This window comes from Aerococcus sp. UMB7834 (genome assembly GCF_030215145.1).
Classification (GTDB): Bacteria; Bacillota; Bacilli; order Lactobacillales; family Aerococcaceae; genus Aerococcus.
Window position 1 is genome coordinate 1 of sequence record NZ_JASOLI010000004.1, and the last position, 17510, is coordinate 17510.

Here is a 17510-nt window from a genome sequence, read left to right on the forward strand (position 1 = left end):
AGTGCGTCACAATCTGAATCAAGTTCAGTAAGCGCATCGCAATCTGAAAGCTCGTCAGTGAGTGCGTCACAATCAGATTCTAGCTCAGTGTCTACCAGTCAATTAGAAAGCTCCTCAGTAAGTGCGTCACAATCTGAATCAAGTTCAGTAAGCGCATCGCAATCTGAAAGCTCGTCAGTGAGTGCGTCACAATCAGAGTCAAGCTCAGTGTCTGCCAGTCAATCTGAAAGCTCGTCAGTAAGTACTTCACAATCAGAGTCTAGCTCAGTATCTGCGAGTCAATCCGAAAGCTCGTCAGTGAGTGTGTCGCAATCTGAGTCCAGCTCAGTAAGTAGCTCAATGTCGACATCAACTAGCACCTTGGAATCTGTTGCCTTGAGCCAAAGTGCACGAATTTCTGAATTGGAATCAACAAGCGATTCAGTTTCAACTAGCGCTTCAGTAGCTCATTCAGAATCCGTAAGCTCCAGTGCATCAGCATCTGAGTCCGCAAGCTCTAGCGCTTCAGCTTTAGAGTCCGCAAGCATCAGTGCATCAGCATCAGAATCTGCAAGTTTAAGTGCATCAGCATCTGAATCTGCAAGCTCGTCAGTAAGTGCGTCACAATCCGAGTCCAGCTCAGTAAGTAGCTCAATGTCAACATCAACTAGTACCTTAGAATCAGTTGCCTTGAGTCAAAGTACACGGATTTCTGAATTAGAATCAACAAGCGATTCAGTTTCAACAAGCGTATCAGCAGCACATTCAGAATCCGTAAGCTCTAGCGTATCAGCCTCTGAGTCCGCAAGCAGCAGTGCTTCAGCTTCAGACTCCGCAAGCTCAAGCGGTTCTGCGTCAGAGTCCGCAAGCTCCAGTGCCTCAGCTTCCGAATCAGCAAGTTCAAGTGCCTTGGCATCCAAGTCCGCAAGCTCAAGCGCTTCAGCGTCAGAGTCAGCAAGTTCAAGTGCCTCAGCCTCAGAATCCGTAAGCTCGAGTGCCTCGGCATCTGAATCCGCAAGCAGCAGTGCTTCAGCATCTGAGTCTACAAGCTCAAGTGCATCGGCATCCGAATCTGCAAGCTCCAGTGTGTCAGCATCTGAGTCCTCAAGCTCTAGCGCTTCAGCATCTGCTTCTGCAAGTGCTTCAAGCGCAGCGGTGCAAGCGTCAGAATCTGCAAGTGCGAGTCAATCGATTGCTGAATCAATTTCTTCATCAGAAAGTTCTTCAGCATCTGTTTCAACGAGCATCAGCCAATCTGAATCAAGTGCCGCTCATGTCGCACCAGATTCTACAAGCGATTCTGCTTCCGAATCTATGAGCACATCAAGCTCAGCAGCTGCAGTAGCTCCTACGAGTGGAACAGAGTCTAGCTCAGCGAGCGAATCGGCTAGCACAGACGGATCGCAAGTAGCGAGCGACCAGGCTTCAACTTCAAGCAGTGAATCACAGACTTCCCAAAGCTCATTGACCAGCCGTGATTCATTGACCGGCAAGGAAGAAAACTATGTTGCCCAACCACTTGCTCACCGTCGTCAACCAGCTACCAACCGGGTATTGCCTAAGACAGGGGCAAATGCAAGCTTACTTGCACCAAGCCTGCTCTTTGTTCTTGCTGGCCTCGGTATGGTATCAAGCAAACGCAAGAAAAAATAAAAAGCCTAGCTCAGTCTTGCATTAACTAGCAAAGACTTGCTAAGCTTTTAGCAAAGGGGTCCTCTCCTAAGCTAACAATTTTATAAAAACTGTCCTGTAAATCAGACAAGACTATAAGTGAACGTGAATAGTGTATGACAGTGTAGTATTGCGTTGAAGATAATAGGGCTTGGGAGTTTATCTCCCAACCCTTTTATTTTTTATATTGAAGAAAGGATTTATAAACACGTGAGTAGATTACAGCGAATTTTCCATTTATCATTATTACAAGAGAAAATCTTGTTCACCGCACTTATTCTAATTATTCTTATTATCGGAAAAACGCTCCCCTTACCACTTGTTGACCTAGCAACTTTTAATGAGCAGATCCAAGCCGATGACTTTCTATCGGTTGCTCTAAGTGTTACAGGGGGAGATTTGGAACGTGTTTCACTCTTTACTTTAGGTATCGGCCCCTACATGTCAACGATGATTATCTGGCGTTTCATCGCCATGTCGAAATGGTATAAGAAATTAAAGGTTCCAGTCAAACGAGAAACCATTTATCGAAATTTATTAACCCTTGTGATTGGGATTATCCAGGCCCTATCCTTAGTCTTATCTTATCCTTTAATTGATAAAGCTAACCTAACAGAGGGCTGGGGTCGGCTTATATTGATTATTTTCTTACTGGCGGGTACTTTTTACTTGATTTGGTTAGGCAATAAGAATTCACAATATGGTATTGGCGGCCCGACAATTATTATCTTGTCGAATATGTTGCTTCGCATTCCACGTAATTTTAGCGGCTTGCGAACTTACTTCACGGGTGTAGCTTCACAAACCGAGTTATACCTCCTCTGCTTCATCTTGCTTTTCTCAGTTTTCACCATGTTAACAACAGTATTGATGGAACGAGGAGAGCGCCGTATTCCCTTGAACCGGGTGATGATTAATAATGATTTTGCCGAGAAATCTTACCTGCCTATTAAAGCCAATCCAAGTGGGGGGATGGCTATCATGTATGCGATGACCTTAGCTGCCCTACCGCGCTATATCTTACAGCTTATTTTAGTTTTTAATCCTCAAGCTGCTTGGGCACAGGACTTAATCGTTAAACTAAATACGACCCATCCTCTGGGAGCAGCTTTCTATCTCTTAATGATTATTTTATTAAGTCTAGGTTTTGCTTTTGTTAATGTAGATCCAGAAGACCTAGCAGAAAACCTACAAAAAACAGGGGACTATATATCGGGGCTTAATCCAGGCCAGGAGACATCTAACTACCTCCAGAGAAAGATATTGAATATGGCTATTTTAGGGACCATCTATATGACCTTTATCGTTGGCTTACCCCTTATTCTAGGATTGATTTTTCCTGAATATGCTCGACTTTTCGGTATGTCATCAAGCGTACTCATTCTCTTTTCACTATTTATCATGATTATTGATGAGATTAAAGCTTTAAGCTTACGAGAAAAATATAAACCATTGTTTGAATAAAGGGAGAGGAAGGGACTATGTATTATTTTTTACCCTCTTGGTATGGAAGAAATCAAGACTGGGGGGAGCCGGACTTATCACGGCACGAACTTCTATTTGACGATACGGTTAATCAGATGCGGCTCTTCCACGAAGCCGATGAAGACATTCAGTTAATTCTTTTAAACTATATGCCCCATCTTAGAAATCGGATGCATGACCAGGTCCTAGACCAAGTCGCTTACTGGTCGCTCTTTGATGAGCTCCAGGGCTTTAGCCAGACGGAATCCAATCCTTTATCGATTGATGACTTATCCTGGCCCCAGCACATTCAATTTGTGCCAACGCCTTTTACCATGCTGGCTTATTTGGATGGCGAACAATATGCAGCGGTCAATTATACGTCAGAAGGTTGGATCCATGATGTGATTTACTACCGAGGAAATCATTGGTCTAAACGCTTGATCTTCGATGACCGGGGCTATCTGTCTAGCAGCTACCATTATGACGACCATGGCCAGGTCCTGAAGCAAGTATTCTTTAATTGTTCGGGACAGGCAGTTTTGATTCATGACCATCGAACAGGCCAAGTAAGCCATGAGAATAAAATTTATGACAGTATGACCTCTCTTGTGCAAGACCGATTAAGCACTTATTTGGATCATAATCTGAGGGAAGAAGACGTTCTGGTGCTTGCCAATAACCCCCAGCATGATAGGATATTGGCAGAGGGGCCTAGCCACTATAAGCTGGTTTATTCACTTTATACGAGCCGTCCTTTCCAGCCCCTTCTGCCCTTGGTCAATTCGGCAGAACTACTGATGGTGGATACAGAGGAGAAAAAAGACTTACTCCATAAGCAATATCCGCAAGCTGCTGGGAAAACCTTAAATCTAACCCCCTTTGATACCCGTTTGCGTTTAGGGATGAGCCAGCGCGTTAAGGAATTAATCGTGTTCTTCCAAGTGGATGGGGTCAGTGACCAAGTGATTGAGGACTTTCTGACGCTTGTAACGCCAAAAATAAAGAAAGATCAGCGCATAAAAGTCTTGTTTGCGGGCTTCCACTTGTCCTATGACCGCGAGCTCGCCCTCCGTGATTACCTCCAAACTTATGAAGCAAAATTTCATTCCCTGGATAAGGGGGTTAAAGATTTTGAAGATAAGATGCCAGACGAGGAAGAAAGTCTGGTATTTACGGTCAGCCAGCTAGAGACCGATAAAGACTTAATTCAAACCTTCAAAAGCGTCCGCCTGGTTGTTGACTTATCCGAAGAGGCAGACCTCTATACCCAGATTGCAGCGATTAGTGCAGGCATTCCACAAATTAACCGCAAAGCCAGCCCTTATGTTGACCACCAAAAGAATGGCTTGATCGCTAAGAATCCTGATCAAGTTAGCCAGGCTATAAATTATTACCTACAGGGTCTTAAACATTGGAACGAGGCCCTCGTCTATGCGGTTGAGAAGATTAATCGCTACCATAGCCAAGAAATCATCGATGAATGGAAAAGATATTTAGGAGAGAGTGCAAGTGACAAGAGTCTTACAAATCGGAACAGTTGATTGGTCGCAGGGAGTAGACTTTCTCTGCGAAGTGGAGTGGACTTTTATGGATGTGGAAGACCTCTCGGCGGCTCTTATGGACCTGCTAGCTGAGGACGCTCCAGAGGTCTATTCACTTGTTTTAGTGACGGCGCCCATTCCCAGCGACTGGGCGGCCAGCTTACTGCCCTTCATGGAGGCCTATTGTGTCTTTATTGATAGCACTTACCTCCACTACTACCAAGAGCCTGCCTTCCAAGTCTGGTTTGATTATAAGCAGGCTAAATTTGTCCAGATTAAGGACCGAGAGCACTTTGTCATTGAAATGACCAAGTTATACTTTGATGGGAATTATGGGGAGCGACGAAATATTAGTCAAATCCAGGTCCAAGCGCCTTTTAGGGGACGGTGTCGGATGGAGGGGCACAATGCCTACATAATTGATAGTATTGATGAAATCTTTTGGACCCCCTTGCTTTATTGGAAAGCCAATATCGTTTCCAATCCTGACCGTTACCTAGAATTATGGTTAGAATACCAGGCGACTGCTGACCTGGACCTGCGCTTACGGCTTTACTATATTCGTCAGGGCTCAGGCTATGATGTCATTAAATCCGAAGTGCTTAGCCAAGAGGACTTGATGAGGCCTATCGTCTTGGATTCCACTGAAGCGACCTATGTCACTTGCTGCCTTGAAGTTAAGGGAGAAGGTCAAGTTCAAGTTAGGGACCTCCACCTCCGCCACTCCCGTAAATCTTTTGGCCTCTTTATTGCGGGAGGTCAAGTCTTAAGAGATAGCCAGCGGGAAGAGCTTATTTTTTACTTCCATCCAGGTAATCTGAAGCCTCCGCTCAATATCTATTTTTCAGGTTATCGTTCGGCAGAAGGCTTTGAAGGCTTCTGGATGATGAAGAATTTAAACCATCCCTTTATCTTGGTGGGGGACCCGCGTTCGGAAGGGGGCGCTTTTTACCAGGTGAGCCAAGACTTGGAAGAGCTCTTGTTAGCCAAGATCCAGGAGACTTTGGATACTTTAGGCTTTGCGCCCGACCAGCTGATCTTCTCAGGCTTATCCATGGGCACAACGGGGGCCTGTTACTACAGCAGCTTCTTCAACCCCTACGCCTTGATCATTGGGAAGCCTTTGCTGGCTATGGGAAGCATGGCGCAGAAGCAACGCCTGGTTCGACCCGAAGATTTTCAGACCTCATTGGACCTGGTTAACCGCTTTAATTCGGGCGATCTCCAAGCGACACTTGATGCCTTAGACCAGCGGGTAGTTGACCGGATGCGGGCAGGAACTTACCGCGGAACGACCCTGGCTGTTGCCTATATGAAGCAGGATGACTATGATCCGACAGCTTATTATCAGCTCTTGGATATTATGAAAGATAAGACTGCTAAAGTGATCAGCAAGGGCTATCTGGGACGCCATAATGATAATTCACAAGGGATTAATAGCTGGTTTATTAACCAATACCGGCGTTTATTGAAGCAATTTAGTGAGGAGGGAGGCAGATAATGGAAGATTATCAGAGCATTCGTTGGGGACAGGTGAGCTATGAGAATTATCTTTATGGGTCAGAGATTATTTGGAAGAGTCCTGACCATGTTTCCTTTACCAACTCCCTCATGCCATCGGGCGAACAGATCCATGCTTGGTCTTCCCAGAGCATCTTTCAAGGAACGAAGACGAGCGCCCAGCTCCCTCTCCTGAAAGTTGGTCAAGCCTACCAGCTAGTATTATTGGGCCAGAGCCAACCAGCAGATCGTTTCTTTTTCAAGCTGACCTTCTATGATTATTATGGTGACGTCTTAGCGGTCAATTACCTCCGCCGACCAGATGATTCCTTTATAGTGCCCAATGCTTATCATTATTATGAAATTGCCCTACATCACGGGGGCTGTTTGTCGCTCGATTTTTACCAAGTGCTTCTTAAAAGAGCTGATGACTCTAGCGAAGATCCTATTGAGGATGCTTACAGCTTGTACCAAGCAGATTTATCAAGCCCCTTCCTCGTCTTTGATGAAGTCGGAAATGGTCCCCAATTCTCTTCATTGAAGGGGGGCAAGGCAGAATGGTCTTATCTGACCTCACTGCTCAGCAATGGTCATCTTTACTTGCAGGGAGAGGCTGCCCATTTACTTGATCAGGTTGCGGAGCAGCAAAGCGACTTGAAGCTGGTGGGCTATGGGCCTATCAGCAATCTGGCTGCACTATACCATGGCTATCGCTTATCCTGTCCGACCTATGTGACAGAAGATTTCTTGCCTGCCTCTAGTTATTTAGATCTTTACGCGGCCTTTAACTTGTCCAGTGATTTAAAGGGCTTTCTGGCTAATTACCAAGACTTACTATCTAGCCAGGTTGTCACCATCTACGCACCGGGGCTATTGGAACAAAGTGAGCCTGCTGCGGCTTTCTTGTTAGATTACCGGCCACAATTAAAGCTTTTGAAGAGAGGGGGTTCAGTAGATGTCCGTCTTTGATCTGGATCGGGGGCGCTTGCGCCGCCTGAATAAAATTCTTAAAGCCGTGAACCAGGAAGCAGACGACATGGCTGGCCTGTCAGATGGCCAATTGCGTCATAAGACCGATGAGTTTAAGGCCCGCTACCAGGGAGGGGAGAGCCTGGATGAGCTCTTACCCGAAGCCTTCGCTGCTGTCCGTGAAGCGGCCAAGCGTGTCCTAGGCATGTATCCCTACGATGTTCAGGTCCTGGGGGGCATTGTCCTCCATGAGGGCCACATTGCTGAAATGAAGACAGGGGAAGGGAAGACCTTGACGGCGACCCTCCCCCTCTATCTGAACGCTCTGACGGGCAAGAGCGTGATTCTAGTGACAGTCAATGATTATTTAAGCTGCCGTGACGCTGAAGAGATGGGGCCCCTCTACGAATTTATGGGTCTTTCCATCGCCATGGGGGCACCGGAGAATGCAGACGATTTGACGCCTGAAGACAAGCAGGCCATCTATGCTTCAGATATTGTCTATACCACACATTCGAGCCTAGGCTTTGACTATTTGGGAGAGAACCTTGCTGACAGTCAAGACAAGCAGTACCTGCGTGACTTCTACTATGTCATCATTGACGAAGTCGATGCTGTCTTGCTCGATGGGGCAACCAGTCCACTGGTGATCTCAGGCTCTCCCCGTGTTCAGTCCAACCTCTACCAGCTAGCTGATGCCTTTATTGTGAGTTTGGAAGAAGGCAAGGATTATTTTGTCACGGATGAGAAAGATGCGGTTTGGTTGACCCAAGCAGGTATTAAACAGGCAGAAGACTATTTTCGCTTGGAGTGCTTTTACCACAAGGATAATCGCGAACTCGTTCGCCAGGTAACGCTGGCCCTCAAGGCACACTTTCTCTTTGAAAATGAAAAAGATTATGTGGTCCAGGATGACGAAGTCATTCTTCTAGATTCACAGGATGGACGAAAACTTATGGGAACTCGCCTCCAAGCCGGCCAGCACCAGGCCATTGAAGCCAAGGAGCATGTCTCTTTGACAGCGGATAATCGGTCCATGGCTTCCATCACTTATCAGAATTTATTTAAGTTATTTGATAGAATGGCTGGGATGACAGGAACTGGTAAGCCAGCTGAGGAGGAATTTATTTCAACCTATAATATGGAAGTGGTTTCAATTCCTACGAATAAGCCAGTGATTCGCCAGGACTTGCCCGATACGATTTTTCGGAGTTTTCCAGAGAAAGTCCAAGCAGCTATTGCCTATATCAAAGAATTGCATGAAACGGGCCAGCCCTTGTTAATCGCTACGGGCTCCGTCCAATTGTCAGCCCTGTATTCCGCTATCCTGCTCAAAGAAGGCATCCTTCATAATGTGCTCAATGCCTATAATGCAGTCAAAGAAGCTGAAATGGTTAAGGAAGCCGGGCAATTGGGGGCTGTGACAGTTGCAACAGCCATGGCCGGTCGTGGGACAGATATCAAATTAGGTCCTGGAGTAGCCGAATTAGGGGGACTAGCCGTTATAGGAACTGAGCGAATGACCAGTGAACGTGTAGACCTGCAATTGCGCGGACGAGCTGGCCGCCAAGGAGACCCTGGCATGAGTAAGTTTTTTGTTTCCTTAGAAGATGAGCTCATCCATAAATGGGGGCCTGAACATATTCGCTATTATTCTGATCAAGATAAACGCAGACTAGACGGCAAGCCCCTGTCTAATTTTCGCTATCAAAAATATTTTGACCAGGCCCAAGAAGCCAGTGACAGCAGCAGTGAGAGTGCCCGCCAGCAGATCTTGCAGATGGATGAGGATATGCGGATTCAACGGGAATTGATCTACCGTGACCGCAATGCCCTCTTGTCAGGTGGGGGCTTAGAAGCCGTAGATATCCCTAAACTTGCACGAAAGGTATTCAAAGACTTCATTAATCAGCTTGATGAAGAGGGACGTGTTTTTGCTGTCGAGCGTTTTATCTATGACTACTTATCCTACCAGGTTAGTATCGATCGTTCAGCCATTGAAGGGATGACTGACCGGCAATTGTTGGATTATTTAATGGCCATCTTCGAAGACCAATATGCTGCCAAGAAAAACACCATCCAAAATTCGGCAATCTTTGAAGACTTTATCCGCAAGTGCTTACTCAAAGCCATTGATAGCACTTGGATTGAACAGGTGGATTATCTGACCCAGTTTAAACAAGTCGTGATGAGTCGGCGGTCTGCACAGAGAAACCCTATCTTTGAATACCAACGTGAGGCTTACTGGTCTTACCAAGAGATGAAGCGGCGAATTAATTATGAAATTGTGCGTTACTTGGCCTTGAGCCAGGTGGTTCAGTCTGAAACAGGCCAGCCTGTGGTTCAATTTGCTTAAGGAGGAAGCTATGACAATCTATAATATTAATTTGGGCATAGGTTGGGCATCTAGTGGGGTGGAATACTCCCAGATTTACCGGTCTAGGATCTTCGACCAGCTCCAGGTGCCAGCTAAGTTTGTCTTTGTCGACTTAATTTTGAATGAAAACATTGCCCATTTCACCCAAAATATGGGCTTTAGGAATGAGGATATTATTTGGCTCTATCTTTATTTTACGGATATTAAAATACAGGCGACATCCTATACCCTAAATGATGTGAAGGAAAGCCTAGCTTATCCAATTGAAGAAGAAAAACGCGAAGACAAGCTTGTCCGCCTCTACTATGACCAGGGCCGGCAATTTGCGACTTGCTATCTGGTAGAGGGTTCCATTGACCGGGTGAACCGGGTTGAATTCGTGGTGGATGGCAATTTATTGCGTAAAGATTACTATAACTATACCCGTTTTCTTTCCGAGTATTATGCCCCCAAGGATGGGCGGGCCAAGCTTTACCAGCGGCGTTATTTCAATGAAGATGGGTCAGTAGCCTATGAAGAAATTGTAGATGGTAAGCACTCTTGCTATAAGATGCCAGATGCTATCCTCTATAATAAAGAAGAATTCTTTGCCTACTTCATCCAGAAATTAGGGCTGACGGAGGAGGATATAGTGATCCTCGACCGAGCGACAGGGACCGGACAGGCAGTCCTCCAATATGCCCCACCAGCTAAGGTTGGTGTTGTTATCCATGCGGAACACTATAGTCCGGGTCCAACAACCGATTATTATATCTTGTGGAACAATTATTATGACTATCAGTTTATGCATAGTGAGGCCATTGATTTCTTTATTGCTTCAACCCAAGCGCAAAAAGAGCTTCTGGACCAGCAATTGGCCCACTACTATGATAAGAAAGCCCAAGTCTATGCCATTCCTGTGGGGAGCGTGGACCACTTACGCTATCCCCAAAAGGGCCAAAGACAGGACTTTTACCTGATGACAGCTTCGCGCTTAGCCAGTGAGAAGCATATCGATTGGTTAGTCCGGGCGGTTGTTCAAGCTAAAGCTAGCTTACCCGAACTTCATTTTGATATTTATGGTAAAGGCGGCCAGGAAGAGATGCTTACTGATTTAATTAAGGAACTGGGAGCCGGAGATTATATTAAGCTGAAAGGCCACCAAGACCTCTCTGAAGTCTATCAGAACTATGACCTCTACTTGGCAGGATCGACGAGTGAAGGTTTTGGTTTGACGCTCTTAGAGGCCTTGGCAGCAGGCCTTCCCATTATTGGTTTTGAAGTCAACTATGGGAATGTAACTTTTGTAAGGGATGGCTACAATGGCTATTTGATTCCCTACCAGGCCAACCAGCCGACAGAAGCTTATGTCGAGGCCTTGAGTCAGCGCCTGCTCACTTATTATCAGACGGCTGACCGCGAAGCCATGCAAGACCATGCTTATCAGCGTGCAGAAGACTTCTTAGAAGACCGCGTGATCGAGGCCTGGAAGGAACTTATTGAGGAGGTAGGCCATGATTAATTTATTTGACCAAGACAATCAAACCAGTCGAGACCTGGGACGGTCTTTAGAAGCAGCCGGCTTTGATTGGCCCACAGTTGTTTTAACAGATGATGGTTTTCTTGATGACCACTTGGCTAGCCCCTTCCAGTTCTTTATGGGCGAAGAAGATGCGTCTTGTCGGGCACTCTACTTTAATGAACTGCCCGTTCCTGCTTATTGGGAAATTATGGGCGATAACAGTAGCGCTCGCCTAGAAGATCTAGGACAGGTCAAGGCACGTATCTATTACGCAGAGCCCAAGCACAAGCGTCTCATTAATAAGGTCGACTGGTTGGACGAGAAGGGGAGGGTGGCCTTTGTCGATGTTTACAACCAGTATGGTCGGCGCTTTAGTCGGATTGCTTTCGATACAGAAGAGCGGATGTCCATTAAAACTTACTATGATACCCAGGGCCAGGAAGCCCTGGTCCATAACTTAGTGACCGATACGCTAAGCCTGAATTACCAAGGGCAAACTTACTTTTTTAGAGACCAGGTTGACTTTATTTGCTTTTATTTAAAAGAAGCAGGCTTTGATCTTTCGGGCATGCTGATCAATTCCCTAGCCATGCCCTTCCTCGTCTCCCATCGCTTAGCTTTACCTGGTGAGGATATTCTTTTCTGGCAAGAACCCATTCAAGATACGATTCCAGGGAACATGCAGATGATTTTTGCAGGGACGACGCCAAGGGCTCGGACCGTAATTGTGGATGACGAGACCAATTACCAACGCCTAGAGGGCTTGCTTGCCGAGCAAGAAGCAGGGACTAGCGACCAGTTGAAACATTTAGGCTATATCTATCCAATAGAAGAGCCTGTTCGCAACACAAATGAGGCCTTAGTCTTAACCAATTCAGACCAAGTAGAGTCTTTGGAAGAGCTCTTGCAAGCGTTGCCTGACTGGCACTTCCATGTGGGGGCATTGACTGAGATGTCTGATAAGTTGATGGGCTTGGACCATTTCTCCAATTTGACCCTCTACCCCAATATATCCCAAGACAAGGTAGAAGATCTCTTGAAGCGCTGTAAGGTCTATCTCGATATTAACTATGCAAACGAGATCCTTAATGCCGTACGCCGCGCTTTTGATCACAGGCAGCTGATCCTAGCCTTTCGGGAAACCCTCCACCAAGATAGGTACACAGCAGCTGAACATCGTTTTGACAAAGCAAATGTTGAAGGTTTAATTGCGCACCTAGACCAAGTTGGATTGGACGAGACTTTGTGGATTAGGGGAATTGAAGTCCAGCTAGCTCATGCCGGCCAAACTCGTGTTGAAGATTATCGAGACGTCTTAGCTGGAGGATGCCATGACAAATAAACATAAAAATGTACTAGATCCAGAAATTCAAGAGATGCTAGAGAAGGAGCGGCAAAAACAGGCCAAGGACCAAGAAGAAGCAGACGATAAGTTAAGCAAGCTTCCCATGATCATAGGAGTTCTGATGGGGGTGTCTGTCCTCTTAGGCTTACTACTTTCTTTATTAACGCTCTTTAAGTCATAGGAATGAGGAGAATGCGATGCACACACATATTACTTGCTTATATGGCCATTCTTATACGAGTACAGCCATGCTAGCTCAAATTGCGACAGCCGATATTGCTAAAGAGATGGGTTTCGATAAGGTTCCGGTATACTCCTACCCGGTAGAAGCCGATTCAGAATCGGAATTAAGGACACGCCTAGACGGTATTTTTTCTGGGGTGGGCTTTGGAGATTTTATTGTTTTACAATATCCCACTTGGAATAATGTAGAATTTGATCAAGCTATTATTCGGAAGCTGCGAGCTTATCCAAGACTGAAAATTGCTATTTATATCCATGACGTCCTTCCCTTGATGTTCGAACCCAATGCCTATCTGATGCCCACTATGATTGAAATTTATAATATGGCAGATGTCCTCATTGTTCCGACAGAAGCCATGTACCAACGTTTGCGCCAGGAAGGCTTGCAGGTAGATCGTTATGTTGTCCAGGAAATGTGGGACCATCCGATTGACTAAGACCTAGATCGACCTGAATTCATCCGCCAATTTCACTTCGCGGGGGATGTGAATAAATTCAACTTTGCTAAGAACTGGCAGAGCAATCTTCCTTTGCGGGTCTATTCGAGAGACCCTGAAACAGAGCTGCCTGACCAGGTCATTCCCTGTGGCTTTATGCGGGATACCGAATTAATCGTCAATCTCGCTAAGGGAGGTTTCGGTTTGGTTTGGGCTGATGATGACCAGATCAATGAATATTTCAAATTATGTATCACCCATAAGTTAGGGACTTATCTAGCGGCCGGAATCCCTGTTGTTGTTCCTAGACACCTCTCCAACCATGATATTATTGAAGCCAATCACTTAGGCTTGGTGGCAGACTCCCTTGAAGAAGCCCAAGACTTTGTCGCCAACATTTCAGCAGAAGATTATGATGATTTGGTTGACCATGTTGACCGCTACCGCCCTTTAATCACCCAAGGTTTCTATACCAAGCGTGTGCTCACTGAAGCGATTTTCAAGTGTTTGGATGCTAAGTCATAATTCGATACAAAAATAAGCGTTAGCCGGTTTCCGAGAGAACCGCTAACGCTTCTTTCTATTGCTTCAAATATCCTGTAATTAGCTCAACAAAAAAGTGTATTGCCTGGTCGAAGTCGGCTAGGTCCAGGTGTTCGTCGACCTGGTGCTGGGTCTTGCCGGGGCCGAAGATGACTACTTCCAGGCCAGGGTTCTGGCTGGCAATGGCCACGCAGTCTGTGCCGCCAAAGAAGGGGGCGAGCTGGGCTTCCTTGTTGAAAGTTTGCTTATAGGCAGCCTGGCTGGCTTGGATGAGCCGGGCAGACGGGTCTGTTGCCAGAGCAGGCATGTTGGCAATGACACGGAGCTGGGTCTTGGGATAGGGTCGGTCTGCACTGATCTGGTCGACCATCTTCTGGTAGTTGGCTAAGATCTGCCCGTGGTCTTCCTGGGGCAGCGTTCGCCGGTCCAAGGTCATCCAGGCAGAGTCGGGGACGAGGTTAGCCTTGTGTCCAGCATGGAGACAGGAGATTTGGAGGGAAGGCTGGCCCAGGATGGGGTGGTTGAGCTGGGCTGCTTGGTCCTGGAAGTCTTGGCGGATGGCCGGGGCCAAGTCTAGCAAGGGGCTGAGGGCATTCTGGTCAGGGGATGCAGTGGCCGCATGTCCGGCTTGGCCGAAGCTCTCGAACTTGAGGGAGAGGCCGCCCCGGTGGCCGGTGCAGATGGTGGAGTCAGTAGGTTCGGCACAGATGAGGGCATCGACTTCTGGAACGCGGCCAGCCTGATCCAGGGCTTCGGCCCCCTTGCCCCCGGATTCTTCATCAGCTGTAATGATGAAGTGGAGGCTGCCGGCTTCAATGGACCCTGCTTGGATGAGCTGGCTGGCGGCAGCGACCAGGGCAACGAGACCGCCCTTCATATCGGACGCTCCCCGGCCATAGATCTTGCCGTCTTTGATTTGGCCCGCAAAGGGAGGATAGGTCCAGGCCTCTTCCAGGCCGCTGGGGACCACATCCAGGTGACCGGTCAGTCCGAGGCGTGGACCGGGCTGGCCAGAAGACCAGGAGGCGACTAATTGGTCGCGGTCAGGGGCATAGGAACTGGTCTGGCAGTCGAAGCCGAGCTTTTCTAGGTAGGAAATCAATCGGGCGAGGGCTTGGCCTTCCTGACCTTCGACAGTGTTGACTTGGAGGAGTTTTTGGAGGAGTTTTAGAGCTTCTTCTGAACGCATGGTGGCTTTCCTTTCTAGTGGTTGGGCGTTTGGTCCGGGCAGGGCCAGAGTTCGGGGATGTCATGGCATGTGGGATGCTTAGGGGTACAGATTTCCCGGCCCATGGCACCCATGGCTTGGTGGGCATGGAGCCAATCTTCTTCCGGGAGGAGCTGGGTCACCCGCTCTTCGATCTCCAGGGTAGAGGCTGAGGGGGCAACGATTTCATGGCGCTTGCAGATCCGGATGACATGGGTATCTACGGCGAAGGCAGGCACTTGGTAGGCGTTGGAGAGGACGACATTGGCGCACTTACGGCCGATCCCGGGCAGGGTCTCCAATTCTTTTTGGCTCTGGGGGACCTGGCCGTCGAAGTCTTCGAGGAGTTTTTGGGCGCATTTAATCATGTACTTGGACCGGTTATTGTAGAGGCCCAGGGGCTTGATATAGGGGATAACTTCCTCCTGGCTGGCCTGGGCCAGGTCTTTGGGCTCGGGGAAGGCAGCGAAGAGGGCAGGGGTCAGCTCGTTCACCTTGGCATCGGTCGTCTGGGCGCTCAACATGGCGGCGATGAGGAGCTGGTAGGGGTTCTCGAAGTTGAGGGCAGATTGGGTATGGGGGTAGAGTGCCATAATGGCCTCGATGACTTGGCGGGCACACTGGTCAGATAGCATGGTGATTTCCTCCTTAGCTATATCTTCAAAAAAACTTCTATGCTAAAATTATAGCTAAAGTTCACCGCTAAAGCACGGAAATCCCTCGACTGGGGGACCAAGGAGGAAAAGATTTGAACGAAAAACAACCTAGTGTCAGAGAAGACATGGTCCGAAGTATCGGCGTCGCCTTTGCTTATTCTGCCATGATGTTTATCGGTATCTTAGTTTATATGGTCGCTTACCTGCTGGTTAAAGCCGGTATCCAGGGTGATTTCAGCGTTGACCAGGCGACTAGCGACATCATGGGGACGGGCTGGCCCTATCTTATCGCCTGTGCCCTGAGTTTCTTGCTTTTGACCTATCTCCACCGCAAGCGGCCCATTGTTTGGCGGCGAGCTGAGGCGCCTCAGATGACAGGCAAGCGTTTTGGCCAATTGCTGGCTGTCTTTATGATGGGCCAGCTCCTTTTTACCGGCCTAGCGAATGTGGGCGAGATCATAGCCAATGCCCTGGGCTATACCATCCTGCCTGAGGTGGAGATGGCATCGGCAGGAAGTCCAAGCTGGTCTATGTTCCTCTACGCCAGCTTCGTAGGCCCCATCTTAGAAGAAATAGCCTTCCGCGGCACCATCCTGCCTTACCTAACCAAGCATGGCCAGCTCTTTGCGATTACGATCTCCGCCTTTTTCTTTGGACTGATGCACCTGAATATTATTCAGTCGCCCTTCGCCTTCCTGATTGGCCTGGTGCTCGGCTATGTGAGTCTGACTTACGGGCTCTTTTGGGCAGTGGTCCTCCATATTATTAATAATTTTGTCTTTGGAGATATCCTCTTCCAGCTCTTGTCCCCCTTCTCTCCAGCTGTCCAAGATGGGGTTAACAATCTGATTTCCTTCGTCTTCTTCCTAGCCGGCGCCTGGGTCCTCTACCGGAACCGGGAGGCCATTAAGGCTTATCTGAAGACTTATCGGACGACACCTGCCACCTACCGCCAGGCCCTGGTATACTGGCCCTTCCTACTCTATACGGGCCTAGCCCTCTGGCAAATGATTGCAAGTTTACAGCCCCTTTAGGAGGTTACTATGACAAGAAAAGTTATTCTAGACCTTGATCACGGTATTGATGATAGTCTGGCCCTGATCTATACGGCCCTCAGCCCAGAGCTTGAGATCTTAGGCATTACGACGGTATCGGGCAATGTTGATGCAGACCAAGGCGCCCGGAATGCCAGCTATCTCTCTGACTTCCTAGGCTTGGACCAGGTCCCCATCTACGAGGGCGCACACCACCCGCTCGTCCGCCCCTACCGTGATGCCCGGGATACCCATGGTGAAGATGGCCTAGGGGAAGCCGTCTGGGCCAAGGAAAAACGAGTCCAGGACCAGTCCGCCCTTGACTTTATCCAGGAAGCCTTGACCAAGTATCCAGGCGAAGTCGACATCCTAGCCCTGGGTCCCTTGACTAATCTAGCCCAAGTGGAAGAGGCTCAGCCTGGTCTCTTAGCTCAAGCCAAGTCCTTGCGCATTATGGGCGGGGCCTACCAGGTCCAAGGTAACTGTTCCCCCTATGCGGAGTACAATTTCTGGTGCGATCCCGAGGCAGCTCGTCGGGTCTTTGCCAGTGACCTGCCAAAGACCTATCTTTATCCTCTCGATGTGACCTATCAGATCCTCATGACCCCCAACTGCCGGGAATTGATCCGCCAATTCGATACAGACCTGGGACGCTTAATCTATGCCATCACCCGTTTCTATGTGGACTTCCACTGGCAGGCTGAGCGGACACTGGGCTGTGTCATCAATGATCCCCTGGTTCCGCTCGATATGGTGGAAGGAATTTGTAACTTTATCCCCGCCGACATCGAGATTGTGACCAGTGGTGAGCGTGATGCCCAGTCTGTTGTCCAGCCCCGGCCAGACGGCAAGGTCCAAGTTGGCCAAGCGGTTGACGCTAGAGCCTTCTTCGAGCTCTTTTTAAAGCTGGTCTTCCCCGACCACAGCCAAGACATCCAGCGCGCCCTAGACAAGGGCTGGCTCTAACTCACAAATGAAAAACGCACGCCAACAAGCTTCTACAGACTTGTTGACGTGCGAATTTTTGTTTAAGCATAAGG

General features: G+C 48.1%; 16 protein-coding genes. 13 read left to right on the forward strand and 3 right to left on the reverse strand.

Features of this window, described 5'->3' with window-relative positions:
- Window positions 1–674: 674 nt before the first annotated feature.
- On the reverse strand, window positions 675–899 hold the full coding sequence (locus QP339_RS03785) for a hypothetical protein (RefSeq protein ID WP_284910489.1): 225 nt from the start codon (window positions 897–899) through the stop codon (window positions 675–677).
- 166 nt (window positions 900–1065) lie between these two features.
- Here QP339_RS03785 and QP339_RS03790 point away from each other — a divergent pair, with 166 nt between their 5' ends.
- The 11 genes from QP339_RS03790 to QP339_RS03840 all read left to right on the forward strand — a co-directional run bounded on the left by QP339_RS03790 (window position 1066) and on the right by QP339_RS03840 (window position 13555).
- A complete protein-coding gene (locus QP339_RS03790) occupies window positions 1066–1632 on the forward strand; it encodes an LPXTG cell wall anchor domain-containing protein (RefSeq protein WP_284910490.1) in 567 nt (188 codons plus the stop codon).
- A gap of 228 nt (window positions 1633–1860) precedes the next feature.
- Window positions 1861–3114 carry an accessory Sec system protein translocase subunit SecY2 gene (gene secY2 / locus QP339_RS03795; protein WP_284910491.1) on the forward strand — a complete coding sequence of 418 codons (1254 nt, stop codon included), beginning with the start codon at window positions 1861–1863 and terminating at the stop codon, window positions 3112–3114.
- Window positions 3115–3131: 17 nt separating this feature from the next.
- On the forward strand, window positions 3132–4658 hold the full coding sequence (gene asp1 / locus QP339_RS03800) for an accessory Sec system protein Asp1 (RefSeq protein WP_284910492.1): 1527 nt from the start codon (window positions 3132–3134) through the stop codon (window positions 4656–4658).
- Window positions 4627–6159 (forward strand): accessory Sec system protein Asp2, encoded by a 1533-nt coding sequence (asp2, locus tag QP339_RS03805; protein ID WP_284910493.1) that lies wholly within the window; start codon window positions 4627–4629, stop codon window positions 6157–6159. Before asp1 ends, asp2 begins: the two co-directional genes overlap by 32 nt.
- Window positions 6159–7127, forward strand: a complete 969-nt coding sequence (asp3, locus tag QP339_RS03810) for an accessory Sec system protein Asp3 (protein ID WP_284910494.1) — start codon at window positions 6159–6161, stop codon at window positions 7125–7127. The genes asp2 and asp3 overlap by 1 nt, the downstream gene beginning before the upstream one ends.
- Window positions 7114–9483 (forward strand): accessory Sec system translocase SecA2, encoded by a 2370-nt coding sequence (gene secA2 / locus QP339_RS03815; RefSeq protein ID WP_284910495.1) that lies wholly within the window; start codon window positions 7114–7116, stop codon window positions 9481–9483. Before asp3 ends, secA2 begins: the two co-directional genes overlap by 14 nt.
- 10 nt (window positions 9484–9493) lie before the next feature.
- A complete protein-coding gene (gtfA, locus tag QP339_RS03820; RefSeq protein WP_284910496.1) occupies window positions 9494–11005 on the forward strand; it encodes an accessory Sec system glycosyltransferase GtfA in 1512 nt (503 codons plus the stop codon).
- Complete coding sequence (gene gtfB / locus QP339_RS03825; protein ID WP_284910497.1) at window positions 10998–12347, forward strand: accessory Sec system glycosylation chaperone GtfB; 1350 nt, start codon at window positions 10998–11000, stop codon at window positions 12345–12347. Before gtfA ends, gtfB begins: the two co-directional genes overlap by 8 nt.
- Window positions 12337–12531 (forward strand): hypothetical protein, encoded by a 195-nt coding sequence (locus QP339_RS03830; RefSeq protein ID WP_070618735.1) that lies wholly within the window; start codon window positions 12337–12339, stop codon window positions 12529–12531. The genes gtfB and QP339_RS03830 overlap by 11 nt, the downstream gene beginning before the upstream one ends.
- 16 nt (window positions 12532–12547) lie before the next feature.
- Window positions 12548–13030 (forward strand): glycosyltransferase, encoded by a 483-nt coding sequence (locus QP339_RS03835; protein ID WP_284910498.1) that lies wholly within the window; start codon window positions 12548–12550, stop codon window positions 13028–13030.
- Window positions 13031–13051: 21 nt separating this feature from the next.
- The gene (locus QP339_RS03840) at window positions 13052–13555 is read left to right on the forward strand and encodes a glycosyltransferase (protein WP_502869650.1); all 504 of its coding nucleotides are present in this window, start codon (window positions 13052–13054) and stop codon (window positions 13553–13555) included.
- Window positions 13556–13610: 55 nt separating this feature from the next.
- Here QP339_RS03840 and QP339_RS03845 read toward each other — a convergent pair whose 3' ends face one another.
- A complete protein-coding gene (locus tag QP339_RS03845) occupies window positions 13611–14762 on the reverse strand; it encodes a M20 family metallopeptidase (RefSeq protein ID WP_284910500.1) in 1152 nt (383 codons plus the stop codon).
- A gap of 14 nt (window positions 14763–14776) precedes the next feature.
- Entirely contained in the window at window positions 14777–15415 is a 639-nt protein-coding gene (gene nth / locus QP339_RS03850; RefSeq protein ID WP_070618723.1) for an endonuclease III, read from the reverse strand.
- Window positions 15416–15528: 113 nt separating this feature from the next.
- Between nth and QP339_RS03855 the strand changes: the two genes are divergently transcribed.
- Together QP339_RS03855 and QP339_RS03860 are read left to right on the forward strand one after the other, a co-directional pair.
- Window positions 15529–16470 carry a CPBP family intramembrane glutamic endopeptidase gene (locus tag QP339_RS03855; RefSeq protein ID WP_284910501.1) on the forward strand — a complete coding sequence of 314 codons (942 nt, stop codon included), beginning with the start codon at window positions 15529–15531 and terminating at the stop codon, window positions 16468–16470.
- A gap of 9 nt (window positions 16471–16479) precedes the next feature.
- Window positions 16480–17436 carry a nucleoside hydrolase gene (locus QP339_RS03860; RefSeq protein ID WP_284910502.1) on the forward strand — a complete coding sequence of 319 codons (957 nt, stop codon included), beginning with the start codon at window positions 16480–16482 and terminating at the stop codon, window positions 17434–17436.
- Window positions 17437–17510 lie beyond the last annotated feature (74 nt).

Bases quoted from the DNA above. Each gene is read 5' to 3' on its own strand.
- asp1 (WP_284910492.1), top strand. From the start codon at position 3,132: ATGTATTATTTTTTACCCTCTTGGTATGGAAGAAATCAAGACTGGGGG.
- asp3 (WP_284910494.1), top strand. From the start codon at position 6,159: ATGGAAGATTATCAGAGCATTCGTTGGGGACAGGTGAGCTATGAGAAT.
- secA2 (WP_284910495.1), top strand. From the start codon at position 7,114: ATGTCCGTCTTTGATCTGGATCGGGGGCGCTTGCGCCGCCTGAATAAA.
- gtfA (WP_284910496.1), top strand. From the start codon at position 9,494: ATGACAATCTATAATATTAATTTGGGCATAGGTTGGGCATCTAGTGGG.
- gtfB (WP_284910497.1), top strand. From the start codon at position 10,998: ATGATTAATTTATTTGACCAAGACAATCAAACCAGTCGAGACCTGGGA.
- QP339_RS03830 (WP_070618735.1), top strand. From the start codon at position 12,337: ATGACAAATAAACATAAAAATGTACTAGATCCAGAAATTCAAGAGATG.
- QP339_RS03835 (WP_284910498.1), top strand. From the start codon at position 12,548: ATGCACACACATATTACTTGCTTATATGGCCATTCTTATACGAGTACA.
- QP339_RS03845 (WP_284910500.1), bottom strand. From the start codon at position 14,762: ATGCGTTCAGAAGAAGCTCTAAAACTCCTCCAAAAACTCCTCCAAGTC.
- nth (WP_070618723.1), bottom strand. From the start codon at position 15,415: ATGCTATCTGACCAGTGTGCCCGCCAAGTCATCGAGGCCATTATGGCA.
- QP339_RS03860 (WP_284910502.1), top strand. From the start codon at position 16,480: ATGACAAGAAAAGTTATTCTAGACCTTGATCACGGTATTGATGATAGT.